At 41.7% G+C, this 23,066-nt stretch carries 22 protein-coding genes and 1 riboswitch; of the genes, 13 read left to right on the top strand and 9 right to left on the bottom strand.

Going from position 1 to position 23,066, the window contains the following annotated elements; translation table 11 throughout:
* Window positions 1-44: 44 nt before the first annotated feature.
* The 6 genes from CYL31_RS16150 to CYL31_RS16125 are packed head-to-tail and all read right to left on the bottom strand — an operon-like array spanning window position 45 to window position 5,972.
* Window positions 45-1,079: a glycosyltransferase family 4 protein gene (locus CYL31_RS16150; protein ID WP_212918929.1), complete on the bottom strand. Its 1,035-nt coding sequence runs from the start codon at window positions 1,077-1,079 to the stop codon at window positions 45-47.
* Window positions 1,080-1,106: 27 nt separating this feature from the next.
* Window positions 1,107-1,892, bottom strand: a complete 786-nt coding sequence (locus CYL31_RS16145) for a glycosyltransferase family 2 protein (protein WP_212916196.1) — start codon at window positions 1,890-1,892, stop codon at window positions 1,107-1,109.
* On the bottom strand, window positions 1,889-2,824 hold the full coding sequence (locus CYL31_RS16140) for a glycosyltransferase family 9 protein (RefSeq protein WP_212916195.1): 936 nt from the start codon (window positions 2,822-2,824) through the stop codon (window positions 1,889-1,891). Before CYL31_RS16140 ends, CYL31_RS16145 begins: the two co-directional genes overlap by 4 nt.
* On the bottom strand, window positions 2,821-3,825 hold the full coding sequence (gene waaF / locus CYL31_RS16135; RefSeq protein ID WP_212916194.1) for a lipopolysaccharide heptosyltransferase II: 1,005 nt from the start codon (window positions 3,823-3,825) through the stop codon (window positions 2,821-2,823). Before waaF ends, CYL31_RS16140 begins: the two co-directional genes overlap by 4 nt.
* Complete coding sequence (rfaD, locus tag CYL31_RS16130; protein WP_212916193.1) at window positions 3,818-4,765, bottom strand: ADP-glyceromanno-heptose 6-epimerase; 948 nt, start codon at window positions 4,763-4,765, stop codon at window positions 3,818-3,820. Before rfaD ends, waaF begins: the two co-directional genes overlap by 8 nt.
* Before the next feature lie 58 nt (window positions 4,766-4,823).
* Complete coding sequence (locus CYL31_RS16125) at window positions 4,824-5,972, bottom strand: AGE family epimerase/isomerase (protein ID WP_212916192.1); 1,149 nt, start codon at window positions 5,970-5,972, stop codon at window positions 4,824-4,826.
* Between the two features lie 96 nt (window positions 5,973-6,068).
* Here CYL31_RS16125 and hldE point away from each other — a divergent pair, with 96 nt between their 5' ends.
* The 7 genes from hldE (at window position 6,069) to CYL31_RS16090 (ending at window position 15,007) form a co-directional block, all read left to right on the top strand.
* Complete coding sequence (gene hldE, locus CYL31_RS16120; protein WP_212916191.1) at window positions 6,069-7,496, top strand: bifunctional D-glycero-beta-D-manno-heptose-7-phosphate kinase/D-glycero-beta-D-manno-heptose 1-phosphate adenylyltransferase HldE; 1,428 nt, start codon at window positions 6,069-6,071, stop codon at window positions 7,494-7,496.
* Entirely contained in the window at window positions 7,497-9,287 is a 1,791-nt protein-coding gene (gene msbA, locus CYL31_RS16115; protein WP_212916190.1) for a lipid A export permease/ATP-binding protein MsbA, read from the top strand.
* 2 nt (window positions 9,288-9,289) lie between these two features.
* Entirely contained in the window at window positions 9,290-10,516 is a 1,227-nt protein-coding gene (locus CYL31_RS16110) for a 3-deoxy-D-manno-octulosonic acid transferase (protein WP_212916189.1), read from the top strand.
* Window positions 10,517-10,538: 22 nt separating this feature from the next.
* Window positions 10,539-10,658: riboswitch (TPP riboswitch) on the top strand.
* A gap of 80 nt (window positions 10,659-10,738) precedes the next feature.
* Window positions 10,739-11,752 carry a thiamine ABC transporter substrate binding subunit gene (gene thiB / locus CYL31_RS16105; RefSeq protein ID WP_212916188.1) on the top strand — a complete coding sequence of 338 codons (1,014 nt, stop codon included), beginning with the start codon at window positions 10,739-10,741 and terminating at the stop codon, window positions 11,750-11,752.
* Between the two features lie 40 nt (window positions 11,753-11,792).
* Window positions 11,793-13,358 carry a thiamine/thiamine pyrophosphate ABC transporter permease gene (gene thiP / locus CYL31_RS16100; protein WP_249411611.1) on the top strand — a complete coding sequence of 522 codons (1,566 nt, stop codon included), beginning with the start codon at window positions 11,793-11,795 and terminating at the stop codon, window positions 13,356-13,358.
* A complete protein-coding gene (locus CYL31_RS16095) occupies window positions 13,345-14,037 on the top strand; it encodes a thiamine ABC transporter ATP-binding protein (protein WP_212916187.1) in 693 nt (230 codons plus the stop codon). Before thiP ends, CYL31_RS16095 begins: the two co-directional genes overlap by 14 nt.
* Before the next feature lie 106 nt (window positions 14,038-14,143).
* Window positions 14,144-15,007, top strand: coding sequence for a DMT family transporter (locus CYL31_RS16090; protein ID WP_212916186.1), 864 nt, complete (start codon window positions 14,144-14,146; stop codon window positions 15,005-15,007).
* On the opposite strand, the gene CYL31_RS16085 is transcribed toward CYL31_RS16090, so the two are convergent.
* From CYL31_RS16085 to CYL31_RS16075, 3 genes are read right to left on the bottom strand one after another with little or no spacing between them, the layout of a single operon-like run.
* Window positions 15,004-15,897 (bottom strand): DMT family transporter, encoded by an 894-nt coding sequence (locus CYL31_RS16085; RefSeq protein ID WP_212916185.1) that lies wholly within the window; start codon window positions 15,895-15,897, stop codon window positions 15,004-15,006. The genes CYL31_RS16090 and CYL31_RS16085 overlap by 4 nt on opposite strands.
* Before the next feature lie 9 nt (window positions 15,898-15,906).
* Window positions 15,907-16,803 (bottom strand): DMT family transporter, encoded by an 897-nt coding sequence (locus tag CYL31_RS16080; protein ID WP_212916184.1) that lies wholly within the window; start codon window positions 16,801-16,803, stop codon window positions 15,907-15,909.
* A gap of 44 nt (window positions 16,804-16,847) precedes the next feature.
* Window positions 16,848-17,573 (bottom strand): MipA/OmpV family protein, encoded by a 726-nt coding sequence (locus CYL31_RS16075; RefSeq protein ID WP_212916183.1) that lies wholly within the window; start codon window positions 17,571-17,573, stop codon window positions 16,848-16,850.
* A 266-nt stretch (window positions 17,574-17,839) separates the two neighbouring features.
* On the opposite strand from CYL31_RS16075, the gene rpsF reads away from it, so the two are divergent.
* The 6 genes from rpsF to CYL31_RS16045 all read left to right on the top strand — a co-directional run bounded on the left by rpsF (window position 17,840) and on the right by CYL31_RS16045 (window position 23,013).
* The gene (rpsF, locus tag CYL31_RS16070) at window positions 17,840-18,244 is read left to right on the top strand and encodes a 30S ribosomal protein S6 (RefSeq protein ID WP_012071135.1); all 405 of its coding nucleotides are present in this window, start codon (window positions 17,840-17,842) and stop codon (window positions 18,242-18,244) included.
* 23 nt (window positions 18,245-18,267) lie between these two features.
* Window positions 18,268-18,498: a 30S ribosomal protein S18 gene (gene rpsR, locus CYL31_RS16065; RefSeq protein ID WP_012071134.1), complete on the top strand. Its 231-nt coding sequence runs from the start codon at window positions 18,268-18,270 to the stop codon at window positions 18,496-18,498.
* 21 nt (window positions 18,499-18,519) lie between these two features.
* Entirely contained in the window at window positions 18,520-19,380 is an 861-nt protein-coding gene (locus CYL31_RS16060; RefSeq protein ID WP_212916182.1) for a hypothetical protein, read from the top strand.
* 22 nt (window positions 19,381-19,402) lie between these two features.
* A complete protein-coding gene (rplI, locus tag CYL31_RS16055) occupies window positions 19,403-19,846 on the top strand; it encodes a 50S ribosomal protein L9 (protein WP_168822545.1) in 444 nt (147 codons plus the stop codon).
* 142 nt (window positions 19,847-19,988) lie between these two features.
* Window positions 19,989-21,365 carry a replicative DNA helicase gene (dnaB, locus tag CYL31_RS16050; RefSeq protein WP_012071131.1) on the top strand — a complete coding sequence of 459 codons (1,377 nt, stop codon included), beginning with the start codon at window positions 19,989-19,991 and terminating at the stop codon, window positions 21,363-21,365.
* Between the two features lie 85 nt (window positions 21,366-21,450).
* On the top strand, window positions 21,451-23,013 hold the full coding sequence (locus CYL31_RS16045) for a methyl-accepting chemotaxis protein (protein ID WP_212916181.1): 1,563 nt from the start codon (window positions 21,451-21,453) through the stop codon (window positions 23,011-23,013).
* Window positions 23,014-23,066: the final 53 nt, after the last annotated feature.

The raw sequence follows: 23,066 nt of genomic DNA, 5'->3' as shown, positions 1-23,066 counted from the left end.
TTGGTATCGTCCGTTCTTCGAGAGTAACGGCTTGAGGTTATCCCTCAGGCCGTTATTTTTTCATAGAGTGATAAATATCTTTCTGCCATTTTTTGTGGCGTATAGTTTTCGATTTGTTTTTTGGCGCCCTCAATTAATTTCGTTTGAAGGGCTTTGTCATTGGAAAGTTTTATGATGGCATCAGCTAGTGAGGAGCTGTCATTTGGTTCGACAAGTAACCCTGTCTCGTTATCAATGACAATATCTGGGATGCCGCCGACATTAGAAGCAATGATAGGTACACCTGCATCCATCACATCTAATAAAGTTGAACCTAAACCTTCATTTCTAGAAGGGAAGGCAAAGAGGTCGAAGTAAGGTAAATAGTCCCCAATCTTCGGCTTAAATCCCATCCATGTGATGTTTTTAATACCTTTGGATAAAGATTCAAGTTCTTCTTTGTCTGCTCCATCACCGAAAAAAACGATATGTAGATCCGGATGGTTTTTTTCTAACAATATTGCGGCTTCTATAAGAACTTTTTGTCCCTTATGTTTATCAACTAATGCACCTACATGGCCAATAATCGTTTTCCCTGGAAAAGTATTTCGAAAGCTTTCACCTTCTTTTTGGTCAACTTCTAAGTGAGCGAGAGTACTTGGAATTTGATAAACCTCTCCCCATTGTTTATCGCGAAGTTGATTCGCAATAATTGTTGAGATACCAATCAATGCTGATGCATTGCTGTAGGTTTTTTTGTTTAACCACTTTTCTTTTACAACAGCATCGACACGCCGAGTAATAATGTAGGGGGTATTTTTTAATAGCTTGTGCAGATAAGCCCAGTGAACAGCCTTTGCTTCATGCGCATGGACGATATCAGCATGAGGTGCGGCATAATGTCCGGATAGCTGGTTGTTTGCTGTAACAAAAGATAGGTTCTCCACGTCCGCAAGTCTAGTGCGAAGAGGAGACTCTTCACGACATGCAAGTAACTGCCGTGTATTAAAGTGCTTTGCTAGGGCTCTTATAAGAAGTTCTGTTTGTCTTTCTCCACCACGGAAACCTTTAGCGAGATTGACATGAAGTACAGTTAGCATTTTACTCAAGGTGTATCGCCTGTTTGGTTACCAAATGTTTTTAAAGTCGTCTTGTTTTGTGACGCTAGGGTCACGTTGATATTCAAGAAGCTTAGCGTACTTTAGATAGCTGTTGACTGCTGAACTTAGTGCTACTGTCATTCCATCTACACCTCCCATAAAACCTCTTTGAAAAATGTATTTACGGATAAAAGCATTCAGACCATGTGTAAAAGGAGAGAAAGAATTTGCTCTTTTGCCTTTTGCATACATGATTTTAGCGGCTCTTCCGCTGAAGTTTCGGCCGGGCTTAGCAAACAGTTCACCGATATTCTTAAAAGAATAGTGGATAATATCAGCGTCAATATCTTTAACATTTTTTGTTTGCACGCTGGCGTGCTGCTTCACATCAGCAAAACGAGTTTTGTCTGTATTGTATAAGCGGATGCAACGGTCTGGATACCAGCCGCAGTGCTTTATCCAGCGGTTACCAATCATATTCTGTCTGCGAAATGAATAGCCTTCAATATTGGTAGACTCTAAATCCAGCTGCTGAATAGCTTGAGTCATTTCTGATGTTAGGCGCTCATCGGCATCTAAGCTCAAAACCCATTTATTTTGGGTGTGATTTAGAGCAACATTTTTTTGAATACCATCGCCTAAGTAAGGTTGATTGACTATGGTTGCACCTAAGCTTTTAGCAATTTCGATGGTACTGTCAGTGCTGCCTGAGTCTACCACGATGATTTCATCGCAAACGGTTTGCATCGATTCTATACAAGCAGCAATGTTTTTTTCTTCATTTAGGGTGATGATGTTGCCTGAAATTTTCATACTTGGCTCTTCAATAAATTAACAGCATATTCGGTTACGGTTTCTGTGGTGATGCTTTTGATGTCATGACCTTTTTTAGGGGTGATTTTTACTGATTTTTTATGACTAAGAAACCACTCTGTATTAGGTTCTCTAAAGATGCCAACAAAGGGTTTTTGTAAGCACTGAGCAACGTGAGATGGCCCACAATCATTTGCGATCGTTAGGTCACAGTGATTTACTAGCTTTGCAATATCGTGAAGACAGATGTTTACGTGCAGAGATAAATTTTCAGAATTTAGCTCTTTTACGTATTGAATTTCTTTGTTTTCATCAGGGCCTAGTAAAATATGGAGGTGGTATTTTTTTCCTATTGCATTGGTAATAGATTCGACAGCAATAAGAAACTTTTCAATTCCCCATTTCTTTATTTCTCCTGCACCACCGCCTGGCATAATAAGTACACTAAACTCTTCTTTTTCTAGATGGAGTTTAGAGCCTTCTGCTAGTGCGATAAATGGAGCGGCAAGAGCTTCTAATAAGGCGTGTTCTTCTTTTATGAAAATTTTTAGATAGCCAAGAGCTCTATATTCTTTTTTGCATAAAATGTTATGTTTTTCAGAAAGTAAGTTGGTAAGAAAATCATTTTTGACTAATTCGAAAGCTCTACCATTTTTGGTGAGCTTATAAAAAATGATAGGTAGGCGATCGCTCGGTCTTAAATTGAGAAGGTTATCGCAATGTCTAAGCTTCTTGAGTTCTTCGAATTTATTTTTCGAGTGGATGCATTCTTCTATCCAAGGGAGTTGATTGTAAATCCATGCCACATCATTTTTAGCTAAAAGGGTGATTGGCTCTTGATTGCCATAGTTATTGAAGAAATAAAACAGCACAGGAATACTGGTTATCTGAGCTCCAAAATGTGGTCTATTTCTGAGCAATACAAGATTCATTGTGTAATGACAGTCCTTATAATCATGTCAGGAGTTAGTTGATTCTGACAGTTAGTGTGCTCCAGCGGGCAAGTCCGTTTAAAGCAAGGGGAGCATTCAAGGTGAAGGTTATGAATGGTTTTATTGTCTGTAAGTGGTGGCGTAAATAACTCGCTTGTTGAGCCATAAATCCCATGTACTTCTGTGCCGACGGCTGCTGCAATGTGCATTAAACCAGAGTCATTACTGACAGCTTTTTCAGCTATTGCGAGTAAATCTATTGCATCCACTAATTGGGTTTTTCCACATAGATTTACGGCAAATTCGCCAAGATTACTTGTGATTTCTTCGCCGTTGTCTTGGTCTTTTGGTCCGCCTAATACCCAGATTTGATAGCCCGCTTCAATAGCGCTTTTAGCCAGTTCATGGAAATAAGCAATAGGCCATTGTTTAGATGGGCCAAATTCTGCGCCAGCCATAAGTGCGATAGCGGGTCTATTCGATAAATTATATTGTTTGAAAAGGCTTTTTTGATTATCTGGATCAACGGATAAAGCGGGAGACGGAATATCCATGGGTGGATAGGCTAGTTCATTAGGTAACCCTAAAGACGTAAAACGCTTTACCGTTTGATTTAAAATATTTTTATCTAGCTTGCGACGTTCGTTAAGTAATATATAACGCTGTTCACCAGTAAAACCAACGCGATGCGGAACCTTTGCAAAAAAGGGCACCAAGGCTGATTTCCATGAGCGAGGCATCACGATGGCATGATCATAATGCTCTGAGCGAAGTGAATGTCCTAGTTTGCGACGTGTGTTTATTCCCCATTCACCATGGCCAGTAGGGAGAGAAATAGCCCGTCGTACTTGTGGCATTCTGGCCAAAATAGGCAATGACCAATTTGGACCAATGACATCTATGACAGCCTCTTCATCACGCTGCTTTAGAGTAATGAAGAGGCTTTGAGCCATAACCATATCGCCAACCCAAGATGGCCCAACAATTAAATATTTAGCCATTAGTATCAAGCCAACCTAGGTAGTCTTGAACGCCTTGCGCTAGTCCGCGGAAGTTTCCTTCATAACCAGCTTCACGAAGCTTGCTGATGTCCGCTTGAGTAAAGCTTTGATAAGCGCCTTTTAAATGCTCAGGGAAAGGAATGTATTCAATTTCGCCTTTTTCATAATGGGCAATGACCGTTTCAGCTATTGTGCGGAAAGGTTCTGCTTTACCTGTGCCTAGGTTGAATATTCCTGATTTTTCTGGGTTTTCTAGGAACCAAAGTTTGGTATTAACTAGATCTTCAACATAGATGAAATCTCGGCTTTGACCGCCTGCTTCGTAACCATCGTATGCACCAAAGAGTTTTGGGTTTTCCCCTGCAAGTACTTGATTACGAAGGTGAAATGCGACACTGGCCATGCTGCCTTTATGTTGTTCACGAGGCCCATATACGTTGAAATAGCGGAAGCCAACAATTTGGCTTTTCGCTTTTGGTAAAACCGCTCGAATATATTGGTCAAATTGAAACTTTGAGTAGGCGTACATGTTAAGCGGCTTTTCGTTTTCACGGGATTCTTGAAAAATGGGGCCGGAACCATAAACAGAGGCGGAAGATGCATAAGAAAATGGTGCTTCGTGTTTTAAACAGAAATCTAACACAGCTTTTGAATATTGATAATTTACGTCCATGACATATTTACCGTTCCATTCAGTGGTTGCTGAACAAGCACCTTCATGAAAAACAGCAATAGGATTAATGTTTAATGTGCCGTTCTTGATAGCGTCCAAAAAATCATACATATCCATGTAATCTGCAATATCAAGATCAGACAGGTTTAGACATTTTTTTCCGTCTGTTAAATCGTCTACCAAAAGGATGTTCTTGATACCTTTATTGTTTAAGGCTTTGATTATATTGCTGCCAATGAATCCGGCACCACCTGTTACTATATACATAATTTATGTGTCCTATTTTGTCTTTGTAAGTTTAGCTCTAAATACGTCAGCTCTAAACTCAAAAAGAATCCTGAAAATCGTTGTTTGCTTTTGCCCATGCTATCACTTCTGTTAGACCGAGAAAAATATGATAGCTACTGGTTCCGGGGAGCGGAAAGTCCTTTGGCGAGTTATCTTCATTAAGATACTCATTCCAACGGCCATTCGGTAGCAAATAGTGTTGCTGAATAAAATAGATAGCCTTCTCTAATCGGTCTATTTTCTCTTCTTTACCAATTGGCATCACTGTGATGGCTTTTATATATTCGGTGATTGGCCAGATACGCTTTTCTTTATCGATAGGCTGCTTGGTATCTCCGTCTATTTGATTATAAATGCCACCATTGTTTGCAAGTCCATGCCTAGTTGCTGTTAACCATAGCTGTTGTGCTAAATCAGTATAGTCGGAATTAGGGATTATTTTATTTGCTTGGTAGAGCAACCAGACCCATTCGAAGTGGTGTCCAGGTTCTACTTGATTGCCTGTGTTAGGATCAAGACTCCAATCAGCGCTGAAAAACTCACGTAGCGTCTTTGTTTCTTTGTGGTAAAAATGCTCGAGTGCCAATGAAAGTAGAGACTGGATGGCCACTTTATAATCGTTATCATGGGTTTCTTTGAAGGCGGCGACATAACCTTCTAGCAAATGCATGTGTGGGTTTTGGCGGCGAATTTGCGTGTTATCAACTGGATAGGATTCATAAAAACCGCCGGATTCTGCTTGCATCTTCTCCAACAAAAACAAGTGTGTTTTTTTCATATAAAGAATAGCGCGATCATCCTTCGTTACCTGATGGTAATGGCTAAAAGAGAGCAATACAAAGGCGAGAGCATAAGCATCAGATTGCCCATCTTTTACAGAAAGGTTGTCGTTTAACGAAAAAATCCAGCGATCATCAACAAAATAATGAGACGTGATAAAGTCGAAAAGAGGCGTTAGCTTTACTTGCCACTCAGGCAAATTTTTTATCTGGCAAGCATGACTAAAAGTATATAACTGACGGCATTGAGTTAATAAACGAACACGACCAAGGGCGTTGTTGCTCCAGTCATGTTTCATGCTTTCGTAACTGTGGCCATCTTCCTTGTTGATACCATAACGAGACCAATTGTTTAAAAGTTCATCAAATAAGAACGATTGGCTAGATAATAGAGCGGAATTCAGCATTGTGTAAAAGCCTTATTTCGTATGTTTTAGGTATGTCCAACTTGGCGAGGGAGTATGATAAGATGAGTGCCTCTAAAAATCGATTATTATGTGGCTATGAACTCTTCGTATCTAAATTTTAAAGATAAACACATCCTTGTTGTTGGGGATGTTATGTTAGATCGCTATTGGCATGGCGGCACCTCACGCATTTCTCCTGAAGCTCCTGTTCAAGTCGTCAAGGTTTCTAATATTGAAGATCGTCCAGGTGGTGCGGCAAACGTTGCGCTTGGCTTAGCCAAATTGGGCGTCTCTGTAACACTAGTTGGTGTGGTCGGTAACGACGAAAATGCCGAGGTGTTGACTCGTTGCTTAGAAGAGGTGGGCGTTACTTGCCGGTTTGTTCGCTCAGAAACCTTACCAACCATTACCAAATTACGCGTGATGAGTCGTCATCAACAGCTTATTCGCTTAGATTTTGAAGAGCGTGAAGACAGTCTTTCTCAGAATGAAGCATTGGCAAAAGTCGTCGAAGAGTGTTTGCCCGAATCAGATGCCGTCATTTTTTCTGATTATGCAAAAGGCTGTCTTGCAGATGTTCAGACATTAATAAAACTCTCAAATATCGCGAAAGTACCAAGTTTTGTTGACCCTAAAGGTGATGACTTCTCAATCTATCAAGGGGCGACCTTAGTTAAGCCGAACCTTCTAGAATTCGAAATGATTGTGGGTAAATGCCGTTCAACGAAAGAATTGGAGGAGAAAGCTAAAGCTCTGCGCGAGCAATTTGGCTGGAAAGCTTTGCTAGTGACTCGTGGTGAAGATGGTTTGATTTTGTTGAGTGACGATAAACCACCGTTTTCATTAGCGACAGCAGCCAAAGAAGTGTTTGATGTTACCGGTGCTGGCGATACCGTTGTTGCAGTTTTAACTGCGGTTTATGTAACGAGTAAGCGTTTTATTGACGCGGTTGAATACGCCAATCAAGCGGCAGGTTATGTGGTCGGAAAACTGGGTACGGCATCTATTAGTGCCGAGCGACTAGATGCCATTATGTTTCAGCGTTCACACAGCACAAACTTTGGTGTGCTTTCTCCAGAAGATTTGCTTGAGCAAATTAAGCTAGCACAAATGAATGGTGAAAAGATTGTTTTCACAAATGGTTGTTTCGATATTCTTCATCCAGGACACATTGCCTATATGAAGCAGGCGAAAGCGCTAGGAGACCGCTTAATTGTAGCGGTTAATACTGATGCGTCAGTTAAACGGCTTAAAGGTGAAAAACGCCCTATTAATAACTTGATTCATCGTATGTCTGTACTTGAAGGTGTGGGAGCGATTGATTGGGTGACTTGGTTTGACGAAGACACACCAAAAGAAATTATTGAATTTTTAACGCCTGATGTTTTGGTTAAAGGTGGGGATTACACCATAGAAACAATTGTTGGTGCTGATCATGTCTTAGCTCATGGAGGGGAAGTCAAAGTGTTGACTTTTGTTGATGGTTACTCAACCACCTCTATCATCGAAAAAGCGAATTTGTAAATGCAAGATAAAGAAAATATAGAAATTGAAACTCCGGCTCCAAAAGTTCCTGTTTCAGGTATGCAAAACTATTTTCGCCTTTTGAGCTATGTTCGCTCATCTTGGTTGTATTTGCTTCTTAGTATCATAGGTTATGTAATTTATGCTGCGATGGAGCCAGCTTTAGCGGCTTTGTTAAAGCACATTGTTGATATCGTTTCTGCGGGAAATATTTCAGACAGCCGCTTGTTAATACCTTTAGCTATATTAGGGGTTTTTATTGCTCGAGGAATAGGTACCTTCTTGGGTAGCTATTTTATGGCCAAAGTCGCCAATAACGTAGTTTTTGATTTGCGTACCAGCATGTTTAATAAGCTTGTTCTTTTGCCCTCTGGTTATTATCACTCTATTCCTACCGGACGCCTATTAGCTAAGTTGACTTACGATACAGAGCAAGTCATTGGCTCCATCACTCAAGCGATACGTGTTATTTTACGTGAAGGTCTAACTGTTGTTGGTTTGTTTGGTTATATGATCTACATGAACTGGCGACTATCTTTATTATTTTTGGTGGTTGTACCTTTAATTGGTTTGATTGTTTCTTACGCATCAAAGCGGTTTCGCAAATTGAGTACTCGAATTCAGAATGCGATGGGTGGTGTTACTGATGTGGCATCGGAAGCGATTAAAGGCCATGAAGTAGTTAAAATATTTGGTGGTAGCCAATATGAAATAGCACGTTTCCATAAAGCGGCGACAGAAAACCGTCGTTCTCAGTTAAAAATGGAAATGACTAAGTCACTTAATGTGCCGATTGTGCAGTTCATTCTTGCGCTGATGATGGCGACATTAATTTGGTTTGCTTTAAGTCCATCTATTAGTGCTCACATGTCTCCCGGTGACTTTATTGCTTTTATAACAGCTGCAGGTATGTTGGGTAAGCCTATTCGCCAGTTGACTGATGTGAACAGTATTTTGCAAAAAGGCATAGCTGCTTCTTACAGTATTTTTGATTTCTTAGATTTACCTGAAGAAATCGATAAAGGAACGATGTCTGTCACTAGCTTAAAGGGGAATATTGAGTGGGACAATATGTCCTTTAAATACGCTGGTGCTGAAAAACAGACCTTAAAAAATATTAATTTGTCTTTGCCAGCAGGAAAAACCTTAGCCTTAGTGGGGCGTTCTGGAAGCGGTAAATCCACGATAGCGAATTTAATTCCTCGCTTTTACGACATTGATGATGGCTCCTTGAGTATCGATGGTGTTCGTATCAATGATTATAAGTTGACTGAACTGCGTTCTAATATCGCTTTGGTAAACCAGCAAGTTGTGCTTTTTAATGGCACGATCCGCGATAATATTGCCTACGGCTATTTGCGTGATACCAGTGTAGAAGAGGTTATTGAAGCCGCGAAAGCGGCAAATGCGTGGGACTTCATTCAAGAGCTTGATCATGGCTTAGACACTATGGTTGGCGAAAATGGTGTGCTGTTATCTGGTGGTCAGCGTCAACGTATTGCGATAGCGCGAGCTATTTTGAAAAATGCACCGATTTTGATTTTGGATGAAGCAACGTCAGCATTGGATACAGAATCAGAGCGAGCAATTCAGACAGCTCTGGATGGTTTAATGGAAAACCGTACGACCATTGCCATTGCCCATCGATTATCAACCATTGAAAATGCCGATATTATTGCAGTTGTGGATCACGGTGAGATTATTGAAAAAGGCTCGCATCGTGAGTTGTTAGCGATGAATGGTGCTTATGCGCAGCTCCATAATCAGCAATTTAGTGAGATAGCCGATTAATCATGTGGTTGTATCGTTCTTTATTGGTTTTATTGACGCCGGTTATTTTATCGAAAATCCGGCGTTTTAAGAAAACCTACCAGCATTATCGTTCGAAAGAGGCGTTTGGTTTTTGGCCCTCTGTTGAAGCTGATTTATGGATTCATTGTGCGTCTGTAGGTGAGGTGCTTGCTGTGCGTCCATTGGTGCTTCAGTGGCGTGAAAAATACCCTACACATCGCTTATTAATCACCACCATGACTCCCACCGGTGCTGAACAAGTAGTAAAAACCTTCCCATTTGCCGAGCATAGATATTTACCTATGGATTGGCCCTCAAGTGTTAAAAGGGCGCTAAAAAAACTGACTTGCAAGCATTTATTGATTGTTGAGACTGAGCTTTGGCCTAACTTATTGCAACAGGCTAAAAAGTTAGGGCTGCGCATTGAGGTAGTAAATGCACGTTTGAGTGAGCGTTCTTTTCAGCGCTATCAGAAGTTTTCGACTATTTCTAAACCCTTGTTTGCTTTACCTGATTGTTTTTTGGCTCATGCACAAGCAGATGCAGTGCGTTTTGAGGCGTTAGGCGCAAAAAAGGTAATGGTAACTGGAAGTATTAAATTTGATCTTGCCGTGCCGCCAGAGGTGTTTGAAGCTAATTGGCGTAGACAGTTAGGTTCTCGATTTGTCTGGGTGGGTGGAAGTACTCATCAAGGCGAAGATGAAATGCTGTTGCGAGTTCATAAGACACTGTTGCAAAAATACCCTGATGCATTGTTGATACTAGTTCCTCGTCATCCGGAACGCTTTGAAGTAGTAAAAGCCTTAGCGATTAAGTCTTTTGAGCGCGTCGCTCTTCGTACCCAAGCGCCACTTGATCAATGGACTAATTTTGATGTGGTGATTGGCGACTCTATGGGTGAATTAATGAATTACTACCAAGCTTCTGATATGGCTTTCGTGGGTGGTAGCTTGATTAAACGTGGTGGTCATAACCCGATTGAGCCAGCGTTACTTGGTAAGGCTATTTTGGTTGGCCCATACACCTTTAATTTTCAGGATATTACCGAGCAACTTTTGCAGGTGAATGGGGCCATTCGTTGCCAAGACGAATTGCAATTAGAAAAAGTGGTCATGGATCTTGCTGGACAATCATCTCAGCGTTTCCGCCTTGGTCAAACGGCGTTGCGTTTTGCCGAAAAAAATCAAGGTGCTGTCACTAGAGTGCTTGCTGAAATAGACTTCCGTTGATCGACTCTTTACAATAAGCGCACATTATCTCATGGGGTGCTTTAGCATTTAGTAAATGTTAGAGCTGAGAAGCAGATTGTCTGCTAACCCACCGAACCTGATCCAGATCATGCTGGCGTAGGAATCGAGATAGCAAGTTGAACTACCGATATATTTACAGTAGCTCAAATACAATTCTTGCCATTTCCCTGTACGCCGCTCACTTATTTTAGGAGCGACACTTTGAAACCATTTTCGTTAACTTCTCTTTTTTCTGCGGCTGCTGTTAGTTTTGGCGTCATTGTTTCTCCTGTCACATTAGCCATGGATACTCTGAATGTATATACCTATGACGCATTTGCATCCGATTGGGGCCCAGGGCCGAAGATAAAAGCTAATTTCGAAAAAGAGTGCGCCTGCGAAGTGAATTTTGTTGCACTGGATTCTTCGGTTGGTATCTTGTCTCGTGCGCAGCTAGAAGGTAAGTCATCACAAGCAGATGTACTTTTGGGGTTAGATCTGAACTTAATGGAAGCGGCAAAGCAGACAGGCTTATTAGCGAACCATGCTGTTGATACTTCGACTGTTACTATCGATGGCGGTTGGTCAGATAAAACCTTTGTACCATTTGATCAAGGTCACTTTGCTTTTATTTACAACTCTGAAACACTTCAAAATCCACCAAGCAGTTTGAAAGATATAGTAAATAACCAAAACTTGCGTGTTATTTATCAGGATCCTCGCACAAGCACACCTGGACTTGGTTTGTTGTTATGGATGAAGTCAGTTTACGGTGAAAACGCCGCTGATGCATGGGATAGTCTAGCTTCTCATACGGTGACAGTAACGAAAAGTTGGTCTGATGCCTATGGTTTATTCTTGAAAGGTGAAGCGGATGTTGTGTTGAGTTATACCACGTCTCCTGCTTACCATATTGTTGCAGAAGGGGATAATAAGTATAAAGCAGCCACTGCCAGTGAAGGTCTTTATCCACAAATTGAAGTGGCAGCAATGATGAAAGATGCACCTCATCCAGCTTTGGCGAAGCAGTTTATGCAGTTCATTCTGCACCCTGGTTTCCAGTCAACGGTTGCAACGGGCAACTGGATGCTGCCAGTAGTCAAGCTAGATGAGAAATTACCAGCGGCGTTTGATAGCGCTTTAGAGCCAACAAAGAGTCTCGTCTTGCCTGCAAAAGATGTGGCGCAACATCGTAAAGCTTGGATTGATGAGTGGTTAAATGCCACGACTCGATAATAGGCGTTAAGTGCTTTCTTTTCGAACAGTAAAGAGATTGTTGCCGGCACTATTGGGTGTCGTTTTTTTCCTATTAATGGGGGCTGCCAGCTTGGCGGCTCTTTTGCGTTATAGCGAATTGCATTCTTGGCTTGGCTACCTGCAACAACCTTACCTTTGGCGGGTTGTTCGTTTTTCCTTATGGCAAGCGCTACTAAGCAGCGGTATTAGTTTGCTGATTGCTATTCCTGTTGCTTCTTGTCTTATACATCGACAGTTTTATGGGCGATCGGCTTTGCTGCAATTATTTTCGGTTTCTATGGTGGTGCCGACCATTGTGGCGATTTTAGGCTTGGTGGTTGTCTATGGCCGAACTGGATGGTTGAGCCAGTTATTTGGGGTGCAAGTTCCCTTGTATGGTTTGGTAGGGATTTTATTGGCTCATGTGTTTTTTAATATGCCATTGGCGGTGCGTCTTTTGCTGCAAGGTTATGACTTGATTCCTTCAGGGCAGTGGCGTCAGGCTTCGCAGCTTGGGTTTTCTCGTTGGGCAGCTTTTCGTTGGATTGAATGGCACTATATGAAAAAGGTTTTGCCCGGAGCCTTTGTGTTGATCTTTATGTTGTGTTTTTCGAGTTTTGCTGTGGTGTTGAGTTTAGGTGGTGGACCAAAGTTTAGCACCTTGGAAGTGGCTATTTATCAGGCGCTTAGGTTTGACTTCGATCTTGATAAAGCCAGCTTTTTAGCGCTGTTACAGGTGTCAATATGCACTTTATTTGCGGTCATTGTGTATCGTATTGCACCGGTTAATCGGCAAGATGTGAGTTTGTTAGCGGTAAAAAGCTACATAATCAAAGACTCATTCTGGGCTAAATCGGCAGATTTTTTGGCCTTACTTTTTGCGTTTGTATTGGTCATTCCGCCTTTTTTAGCGATTTTTGATCCGATTTTTTCGCCAGTTTTTTTAAATACATTACAGTCTGTTGCTCTATGGAGTGCAGTGTTGGTTTCATTGAAAATTGCGGTTCCTGCAGCGCTGGTGAGTTTGCTGCTTGGTGTCAGTTTCGGTGTGTTGGCGCGGTTCTGTATGGCACGTCAGTATTTTGCTTTTTTACCAAGTAAAATCGAGCATCTGGGAAATATGATTTTAATGGTGCCAGGTTTGGTGATTGCCACAGGTTTGTTTTTGACTTTACGTGATTTTGGCTGGGGGCTGCGGTCGAGTTATTGGATTGTGGTGTGGGTCAATGCGGTTATGGCGCTACCTTTTGTGCTGAGAGCTTTGATGCCTGTAATGTATCAACAAGAGCGGCGTTTTCGAAATATTTATCTAAGTTTAGGTATTCAGTCTTGGGCTCGATGGTGTCTGGAGTGGCCGTTGATAAGATCAAGTGTAGCGCAAGCTTTTGGGTATGCTCTTTTGCTTTCTTTGGGGGATATGGGCGTGATTGCGTTATTTGGTAGTCAGGGCTTGGTGTCTTTACCCTTGTATTTGTTTCAATTGATTGGCTCTTATCAGCTGGAAGAGGGCGCCTGTGTTGCTGTGGTATTAATCTCTCTGTGCTTGATCTTGTTTTATTGTTCGTCTCGCTTTATTGGTGGAGTAATGGTTCGTGTTAAAAATTGACCTTCAATATGATTGGGAGAGCTTTCATGCGAATTATTGCGTGGATATTTCCCCTGGTGTCACCACATTGCTTGGTGGCAGTGGCGAAGGAAAAAGTACACTTTTACATTTGTTGGGTGGTTTTCTGGCTGGCCGTGGTGAGCTTTCTTTCAACGAAGAGTCTCTGCTTTCTTTGCCTGCTTACGAAAGACCCATTTCGACCTTATTTCAAAGTGACAACTTATTCCCGCAATTAACGGTTTGGCAAAATGTTGCCATTGGATTATCTCCTTCTCTCTCTTTGAATAGTGAGCAAAAAGCAAAAATTCAATGGGCGCTTGAAAAAACGCAACTTGTTGATAAAAAAGACCGCTATCCACAGGCTTTGTCTGGGGGACAAGCACAACGTGTCGCCATTGCACGGGCATTGGTACGAAAAAAGCCGATCCTATTACTTGATGAGCCATTTAGTGCTTTGGATCCTGCTTTACGGGAAGAAATGCTCTACTTGGTTAATGAAGTCACCTTAGAATTAGGCTTAACCACACTATTGGTATCGCATTTGCCACAAGAAGCGAGCTTGGTGGGTGGGCGTGTTATTTTGATTGAGCAGGGGGGTATTACGGCTCATGAACCTGTGTCTGTCTTATCTCAAATCGAACCTCATCCGCTTTTTTCTCGTTATCTTGGTGTGGTTTAGCCTAGTGCGGGAAAGTCTAGTGCTGAAAAGCTAATCGCTCGACAATGTCGCTTGATTGGGTTAAATATTCTTTCTGTTTTTATTCATATAAAAGAGTGACCTTGCATTGGATGATCATGAGTTAGTGAAGAAAGGCATTTTGATGACAATCGCTTATGCGTTTGTTATGTCGCTCACCGCATTGGCAGCCAAGCAGGCTCAAACCATGATCGCAGTATCAACCTTGGTTTTCTGGCAGAGCTTATTTTGCGCCTTAATACTCCTGCCTCAAATGCGAGGGCGTTGGCAAAAACGGCCGCTTTTAATATGGAAAATTCATTTTTTGCGCAGCTTTGGTGGCTTCATTGGTTTTCTTTTTTATTACTGGTCGTTGAATCATATTCCTTTGGTGGAGGCGTCTTTGCTTCGAACTTGCGCGCCATTGTGTGTTCCTTTTATCGTATTAATACTGCATAAAATCAGGATTCCAAGGGCGCGTTGGTTGCCGCTTATAATTGGTTTTATTGGCGTGGCATTTGTTATTCACCCTACGCCTGATCATTTGAATCCTTGGCATATTGTTGGCTTTATTTCCGCTATTGGCTTGGCCTTGTCTATGGTGACGACACGTATGCTTTCTCAGCAAGTATCTGGGCAAGAAACTTTATTTGTATACTTTTTCGTGTCGACAGTATTGTCTCTGCCGTTGATGCTGCTGCAGGGGGACTCTTTGATTTTGCCTGTTGCGGTATGGCCGCTGGTGGCTGTGGTCACTGTCACTTTATATGTCGGTATGTATCTTTATAATTTGGCTTATACCTATGCGCCAGCCAGTATTGTTTCACCGATTAGTTATGTTGGTGTTGTGTTTAGTGGATTCTGGGGGTGGGTAGTTTGGGGGCATGTTCCTGATATTTACGCCATTCTTGGAATGCTGTTTATTTTTTCAAGCATTGTGATCAGTACTCGAATGGCGCGAAATAGAGGTTAGGCCGGTTGCTGCTTTTTTTTGTCTAATATAGTCGCAACAAATATGCCTGAAAAAATCAGAGCTATTCCGGCGTAATGAAAGCTAAGTAATTGCTCACCTAAGAAAATAACCGATAGACCAATGCTGAATACTGGTAGTAGGTGTATGAAGTGTCCAGCGGTGGCTGCGCCTAGTTTTTGTACGCCAGTATTCCAGCATAAAAAAGCCCCAATCGAAGCAAATAATCCCATATAGACGATGGCTCCCCAGTTACTTGCTGTGAAGTCAGCTAGTTGGCTGTGTCCAAATAGTAAAAATAGAGGTGCTTGAATCAAGGTCCCTATAATTGCAGTGCAGGCAAAGAAACCGATCAAAGACATTTCTTTGGGGCGCTTTACGATGAGTACTGAATAAATAGCCCAGCTTATAGCTGCGGTAATAATCCATAAGTCGCCTTGTGAAAAACTGAGATGTAAAAAAGTATCTAAACTGCCCCGACTAACAATGGTTATGGCGCCGATGGTCGAAATAAGTATTCCGGTATTTTGTAACCAAGAGGTTTTGTTTCCCAGCAGTAGGCGAGCTGTAATGAGTATCATCACAGGCATAATCGAATTAAGTAATACTGCATTGGTGACGGTTGTGGTGCTCAGTCCTATGTAAAGGAAAAGGTTGTAATTACAAATACCAAGCCAGCCGAAAAGAACAAGTAAAGGCCAGTTTTTGGCGATAATGCTTCGTTCTCGCCAAAGCTTCTTATAAGCAAAAGGCAAAATGATTAGGCAGGCAAGGCTCCAGCGTAAGAAAGAGATTGAAAAAGGGTCAATTCCATTGGAAACGGTCAATCGTCCTAAAATGTAGTTGCCTGACCAGAAAAAAATAGGCAGTAATAGGTAGATGAATGCTGGCATGTATTGTCCTTATTGTTTTTTTCTTTTTGCCCAGTTTTGAATAAATAAACCAACTAAAATACAAGCTAAACCAATGAGTGTGGAACCTAATATAGGCTCACCAGTAAATTGTGAAAGCCAAATAATAGATAGTAATGGCGATAGAAATATTAAGTTCGCGACTTGGCTAGCGTTAGTCGTTAGTTTTAAGGCTCTATTCCACAATACAAAACTTAGCCCCATTTCAAATAAACCAATATAAATTGCGCCCCACAGCCCTTTATTGTCCCAATGGCTTAGTTCACCTGTGACGCCTGCAAATATAGTGATTAAAGGTAGTGCAAAGGCAAAATTAAGCGTTAGGCCGATTAAACTGGGGCGTTTGTCTTTTGTGTTCAATAACCAATAAAGAGCCCAAATGATAGTGCTTAGAAGGGCGAAGGCAACACCTGTGACGTTTGAAAACTCCAGTGATGCTATTTGGCCGCGAGTAGATATATAGAGTACTCCAAAATAGCAGGCAGCGGCGGCGATATAGTCCGCGCTTTTTAGTCGTTGTTTGAGTATTGGAACCGCTATAAAACTAAGCATAATTGCCCAAGTGTAATTTATTGCTTGGGCTTCTTGTGCTGGAAGTGTGTTGTAGGCTTGCAGTAATATTAGGTAATAAAGAAATGGATTGATCGCGCCAAAAAATAAAGACGATTTCCATGATTGTTTGGCAAAGCCAATGAGTTTTTTTGCTTCACCTTTAAATACGATTAAAGTTGTTAAAAATATTAATGAGACGATATTAGCAACAAGCAGTAATTGTGTTGGTGAGAAATGCTTAAGTGATATAGAAAATGCTGTGGCGACAGTCGACCAAAGTAGTACGGCCCCAAGTCCAAATAGCATGGCTTGGGTGTTATTGGAGCATTTATCCATAATTTCTTATTCCGAAAGCGCTCGGTTGTCTGTTAGGTGATATTTTAAAATGAAAAGATAACACCGGCTAAGACAGACGTGATTGTATTGTCTTCTACAATAGGGCTTTTTAAAATTTCACTATCAAACCTAGTGTGATTAATGCCTAGCATCAGATTTACACTTTCTGAAAGTGGGTAAATACCTCTTATTCCATATCTGATTTGAGCAATTGCACCTGAATCGTAGGCAGTAATAGTACCACCGGTGTTTGCAGATTCGCTTCGAGAAACACCGAACAAGTGATTGCTCATTTTGCTGTCCATATAGCGATAAGATATGGATGGTATGACTTTCCATGCGCCAACAGGAAGCGGATACCCTAAAGCGATTTGTGCATAGTAGCCGTCATGTTCACCGCTAATATCTTGTGCCAATTTTGTTGATAGAGGGCCAATTTTATAGCTCGCAAAAGCCATAATGCTGTCATCTCTGTCATCAAGTTGTTGAATGTTTATATCATCCGAATCGTCAGGGTCAAAGTTTGAGCTTTCGTAAGATAAGCCGACGGAAAAGTTTTGAGGTGATTGTTTTGGTAAAAAGCGATAACCAACTTCAGGTAATTGAAGGAAAAAGTTTTCTCCTTCATAACCTATGTTGGGCAGGAATTTAGCTTGGTTATCTGTTTCTTTGTATACAGATTCTGATACAGCGCCAATGACGCCTATGCTACCGTCAGCTTGAGCGACAAATGGGGAAAACAATAGTAATGCCAAGAATGCTTTTTTCATGATGTCCGTATCCGTGAGGTCGAGTGAATTATGAATAGACTGATTCTATTGCCTTTAGCTGGATCTGTAAAACTGCCAACAGAAAATAGGCTGTATTCTTACTTGTTTAGGATAAGTGAGGTTAGGTTGGCATTACTTTGGTTGATTTCGTTTACTTATTGCCCACTAGTGCATATAATACGCGTCCCTGTAAATCAATACTCCTTGTCTCACAGCTTTTTTAACAGGGGGAGCGTGGAGACTAAGAACCCATAAGGAGAGCTTAAATGCGTCATTATGAAATCGTCTTTCTGGTTCACCCAGATCAAAGCGAGCAAGTACCAGCAATGGTCGAGCGTTACACTAACCTAATCACTGAAGATGGTGGTCAAGTTCACCGTCTAGAAGATTGGGGTCGTCGTCAACTAGCTTACCCAATTAACAAAATTCACAAAGCACACTATGTTCTTATGAACATTGAGTGTTCTGACAGTGTTTTGTCTGAACTAAACGACACTTTCCGCTACAACGATGCCATCATCCGTAACTTGGTGATTCGTCGTAAAGAAGCGGTAACTGACGTATCTCCTATTAAAGCTTCTGAAGGTCGTGAAGATCGTCGTTCTGCTCCTCAGCGTGAAGAGCGTAACCACGACAATTCTGACGAAGTATCTGAAGAATCTGAAGATTAATCTATTTTTATTAGGAGACACTCATGGCTCGTTTTTTCCGTCGTCGTAAGTTCTGCCGTTTTACTGCAGAAGGCGTTAAAGAGATCGATTACAAAGATCTAGACACACTGAAAGGTTATATCACTGAAACTGGTAAAATCGTACCTAGCCGTATTACTGGCACTAAGGCTCGTTACCAGCGTCAGCTAGCGACTGCAATTAAACGCGCTCGCTACATTGCTATTCTTCCTTACACTGACAGCCACTTTAATTAATAGGCTGAAAGAAGCGCTTTTATGGGTGGTTTAGCTAAATGGGTAATGAAAAAACGCTTGAATGCCATTATTGGTGTGATGGTGTTTGGTCTAATTCCTATGATGTTTTGGCTGGCCGCCGCAATCTTAGGGTTGGTGGTGCTTCGTAAAGGTGTAAAAGAAGGAATACCTGTATTAGCTTGGGGTTGTCTACCAGCACTTGTGTTGTGGATGTTCCAAGGAGATGCAACGGCACTCATGGTGTTAGTTGATGTGATGTTGTTGAGCTATTTACTTAGGTTAACAATGTCATGGAGTTGGGTGCTATTGGTCGGTAGTTTTCTGGCGGTTATTAGCACACTGCTTCAGCCTCTTTTGATGGCAGATATTTTGAATTTGGCGGTAACGTTAGTTCAGAGTGTTTTGACGAAAGAAGGTGTTGAAGTTCCTGATAGAAACTTGATTTTTAACCAAGCGGTGATGGCTATATCCATCTTCCAAGTGGTCATTGCTATTATTTCTTTGTTTTTGGCAAGAAAATGGCAAGCAGGACTCTATAATCCAGGCGGTTTACGTACTGAATTTCATCAGTTAAGACTACCAGTAGCGTTTAGTTTGGTGTTGGGGGGAATGATTTTAATAGGTGAAAGCTTAGGCGGATCCTTTATTATTCTTTCTCAAGCTGCTGTGCCTGCTTTGGTGTTGCCGGGGCTCGCTCTAGTGCATGGTATTTTAGCAAAAAAAGAAATTGGGATTGTTGGACTGATCGCATTTTATCTTGTAGGTTTTTTTGTCCTGAATGTGTACTTTGCAAACATTCTAGTCGCACTTTGTGTGATTGATAGCTTTGTAGATATTCGTTCTAGAATACAAGGTAAGGCGTCCAACTCAAGTGATAGCTAATGATTAATTAGAGGTGATCGAGATGGAAGTTATTCTACTCGACAAAGTAAACAAGCTAGGCGGTATTGGTGACGTTGCAGTTGTTAAGCCAGGCTATGCTCGTAACTTTTTGATTCCGAACAAAAAAGCTGTAATGGCTACTAAAGCTAACTTGGCTAGCTTTGAAGAGCGCCGTGTTGAACTTGAAGCGCAAGCTGCAGAGCGTAAAGCTGCTGCTGAAGCTCGTGCTCTAACACTAGAAGGCAAAACTTTCACTATCGCTGCAAATGCTGGTGATGAAGGTAAGCTTTTCGGTTCTATCGGTACTCGTGACATCGCTGACGCTATTTCTACGCAAGTAGCAGTAGAGAAAGCTGAAATCCGTCTTCCAGAAGGCGCGATTCGTCACACAGGTTCTTTCGAAGTAGACGTTCAACTTCACTCTGAAGTTATTGTAACGGTTACTTTGTCTGTAATCGCTGAGTAATTTGCTTCGGTAAATTGCTTAAGAAAGATGTGAGTCTTTCTTAAATAAGAGAAGGGTATCTTGCTTTGCGAGATGCCCTTTTTTTGTTGGCGTGATAAGCTAATCTTTCTGTATTTTTTCTGTATTTGTATGGGTATTTTGCGTGCAACTAAATGATTCTGAAGTCGCTTCTATTAAATTACCACCGTATTCCATTGAGGCTGAGCGTTCAGTTGTTGGCGGATTGATGCTAGACCCCCAGGCTTGGGAAAAGGTGTCCGAGCTTGTTATTGCTGATGATTTTTATCGTCCAGAGCATAAAGCAATTTTTACTGTTATTGCTCGCTTAGCTGATGAGTCAGAGCCTATTGATGTGGTTACCATTGGTGAGCGATTAGATAAGCGTGGCGATCTAGAATCTATTGGTGGTATGGCGTATTTAATTGAGGTTGCCGAAGCAACTCCAAGCGCCTCTAACATCGCTTCCTATGCTGATATAGTTCGTGAGCGTTCTATTTTACGACGTCTTATTTCTACAACAAACGATATTTCTGCACGGGCTTTTCATCCAGAAGGCATGACGGCTGCTGAAGTATTAGATGAGGCTGAGCGAAAAATATTTCAAATCGCTGAAGGCGGAGAGAAAAAAGGTGGGCCACGAATTGCGGCTGATATTCTTAGTGCTACCGTGGATAAAATTGATGAATTGTATCATCAAGATGGGGCTATCACAGGCTTAAGTACTGGTTTCACTGATTTGGATGCAATGACGGCAGGTTTGCAACCTTCTGATTTGATAATCGTCGCGGGTCGTCCTTCTATGGGTAAAACAACCTTTGCGATGAACTTGGTGGAAAATGCCGCCATGATCAGTGATAAGCCTGTTATTGTATTCAGTTTGGAGATGCCTGCTGAATCACTCATGATGCGTATGCTGTCTTCCCTTGGTCGAATCGATCAGACTCGAATGCGATCTGGGCAGCTGGTTCAAGAGGACTGGGACAAATTAATGTCTGCAGTTAAGATGCTCAAAGATCGCAAACTTTTTATTGATGATACCGGTGGTATCAGCCCGACGGAAATGCGTTCACGTGTGCGACGCATTGCTCGTGAGCACGGCGGCGTTGCAATGATCATGGTCGATTACCTTCAGCTTATGCAGATCCCCGGTTTCACTGAAGGTCGTACTAATGAAATCTCTGAAATCTCTCGATCACTAAAAGCCATCGCCAAAGAAATGGAATGCCCAATGGTGGCGCTTTCTCAGCTTAACCGTAGTTTGGAGAATCGACCTAACAAGCGTCCGGTTAACTCCGATTTGCGTGAATCTGGAGCGATCGAGCAGGATGCTGACGTTATTTCCTTTGTCTATCGAGATGAGGTTTATCACGAAGATACGCCACATAAAGGAATTGCGGAAATTATTATCGGTAAGCAACGTAATGGTCCGATTGGTACATGTCGATTAGCATTTGTGGGTAAATATACTCGTTTTGAGGATTTAGCACCGGATGCATATCGAGATTTTGATGACGAATAGCACCTCATTGGTGTATTTTTGTTATCTTTACAAATAATAAGAAGCCACAAGATAGGTGGCAAATAAATATAATCGAGAGCTTTTTATGCGAAAGATGCCAGTAACAAATAAAGAAAATGATTTTCCTGAGAGCTATGTTTTAGTTTCCAGTACAGATGTGAAGGGACGCATTACGTTTGTTAATGATGTTTTTTGTGAGGTGGCCGGCTATAAGCGTGAAGCTTTAATTGGTGCACCTCATAATGTTATTCGCCACCCTGATGTGCCGCCAGCTGTTTTTGCTGATATGTGGGCCAATCTAAAACAGGGTAAGAGTTGGATGGGCTTGGTAAAAAACCGCTGTGAAAATGGGGATCACTATTGGGTGAGTGCGCATGTAAGTCCGCTATTAGACGGCAGTAAAGTGATTGGTTATGAATCGGTGCGCCGCAAGGCAACCCGAGATGAAATTCAACATGCTCAGTCTATTTATGATCGTATTAATGCTGGGAAAGCTTTATTGCCAACCACGACAAAAGTAACCGCGCATCTTAGTAATGCTTCTTGGCCATTGATGTCCTGCTTTATTTTATTGGCTGTTATTGGCTTATTATCTAACGTATTGGCATTGCAGATTGCTGGGCCTGTTTTGGCTTTATTAGGTATGTGGTTAGCTTATTATCAGGCTCAGTCGTTGAACTCTGTTGTCTCTGGTTTATCGTCCGAGGCACATAATCCAATAGGTCAGTATTTATACTGTAAAACCGTTGGGATCAAGGCTGCCATTAAGTTTGCCAAAATACATCAAGAAGCTGCAGGTAATACTTTTCGGTATCGTCTAAAAGAAGGCGCTCAGCAGCTTCGTCAAAGAGCGTCGGGTGCGAAGGCAAGTGTGACGACAAATCTGGCTAACTTTAATAAACAGCGTAATACCTTTCAGGAAGTAGTTGCTGCTAGCTCTCAACTATTGTCTAGCGTAACTCATGTTGCAGAGCACATTCATGTAGCGGTTGAGGCAACTGAGTCTGTGGGTGGTTTGTCCCGTGAAAGCCGTTTATTGGCTCAGCAAACAGGTGAGACCATGCGTCAGGTTTATCAGGATATTTCTGAGGCTAAAAAAGTAGTGGCCATATTGGCAGAGCGCAGTGATAGCATTAATGAGGTGGTGAATTCCATTAGTGGCATTGCAGAGCAGACTAACTTGCTTGCCTTGAATGCGGCGATTGAGTCTGCTCGTGCGGGTGAGGCAGGTCGTGGCTTTGCTGTGGTTGCTGATGAGGTTCGTGCGTTGGCGATACGTACTCAAAATGCTACGCAAAACATTAATAGCATGACGGAAGAATTAAAGCGAAATACTCTAGACGTCACAAATACAATCGATAAAGGCACAGCAGTAGCGCAAGAGGGTGTTGATAGTGTGAATAAAGTGGCTCAAAAAATGAGTGATATAGAGTCCGCTATAAAGCGCGTTGTTGAAATGACTGCACAGATTAACGTCTCCTCGGAAGAACAGGCGGGTGTGGCTAGAGACCTGAATGATAAGATGCATGATGTTGATCAGTTGAGTATTCATAGTATTGAACAAGCAGAAAGCATCGTAATCAATATTAGTCACATTGAAGAAGAGGCTTATGAGCAGGGGAATCTTGCTGAGCGAATGAAGCAGTAAAAGAATAATGTGATTTTGATAGTTTGATTTTAAAGGCCTTTGATAGTTATTTA

It is taken from the genome of Marinomonas sp. A3A, from assembly GCF_018336955.1.
Lineage (GTDB): Bacteria > Pseudomonadota > Gammaproteobacteria > Pseudomonadales > Marinomonadaceae > Marinomonas > Marinomonas lutimaris.
Note: the sequence above shows the minus strand (reverse complement) of the source record. Positions and strands in the feature narration are given on the sequence as shown.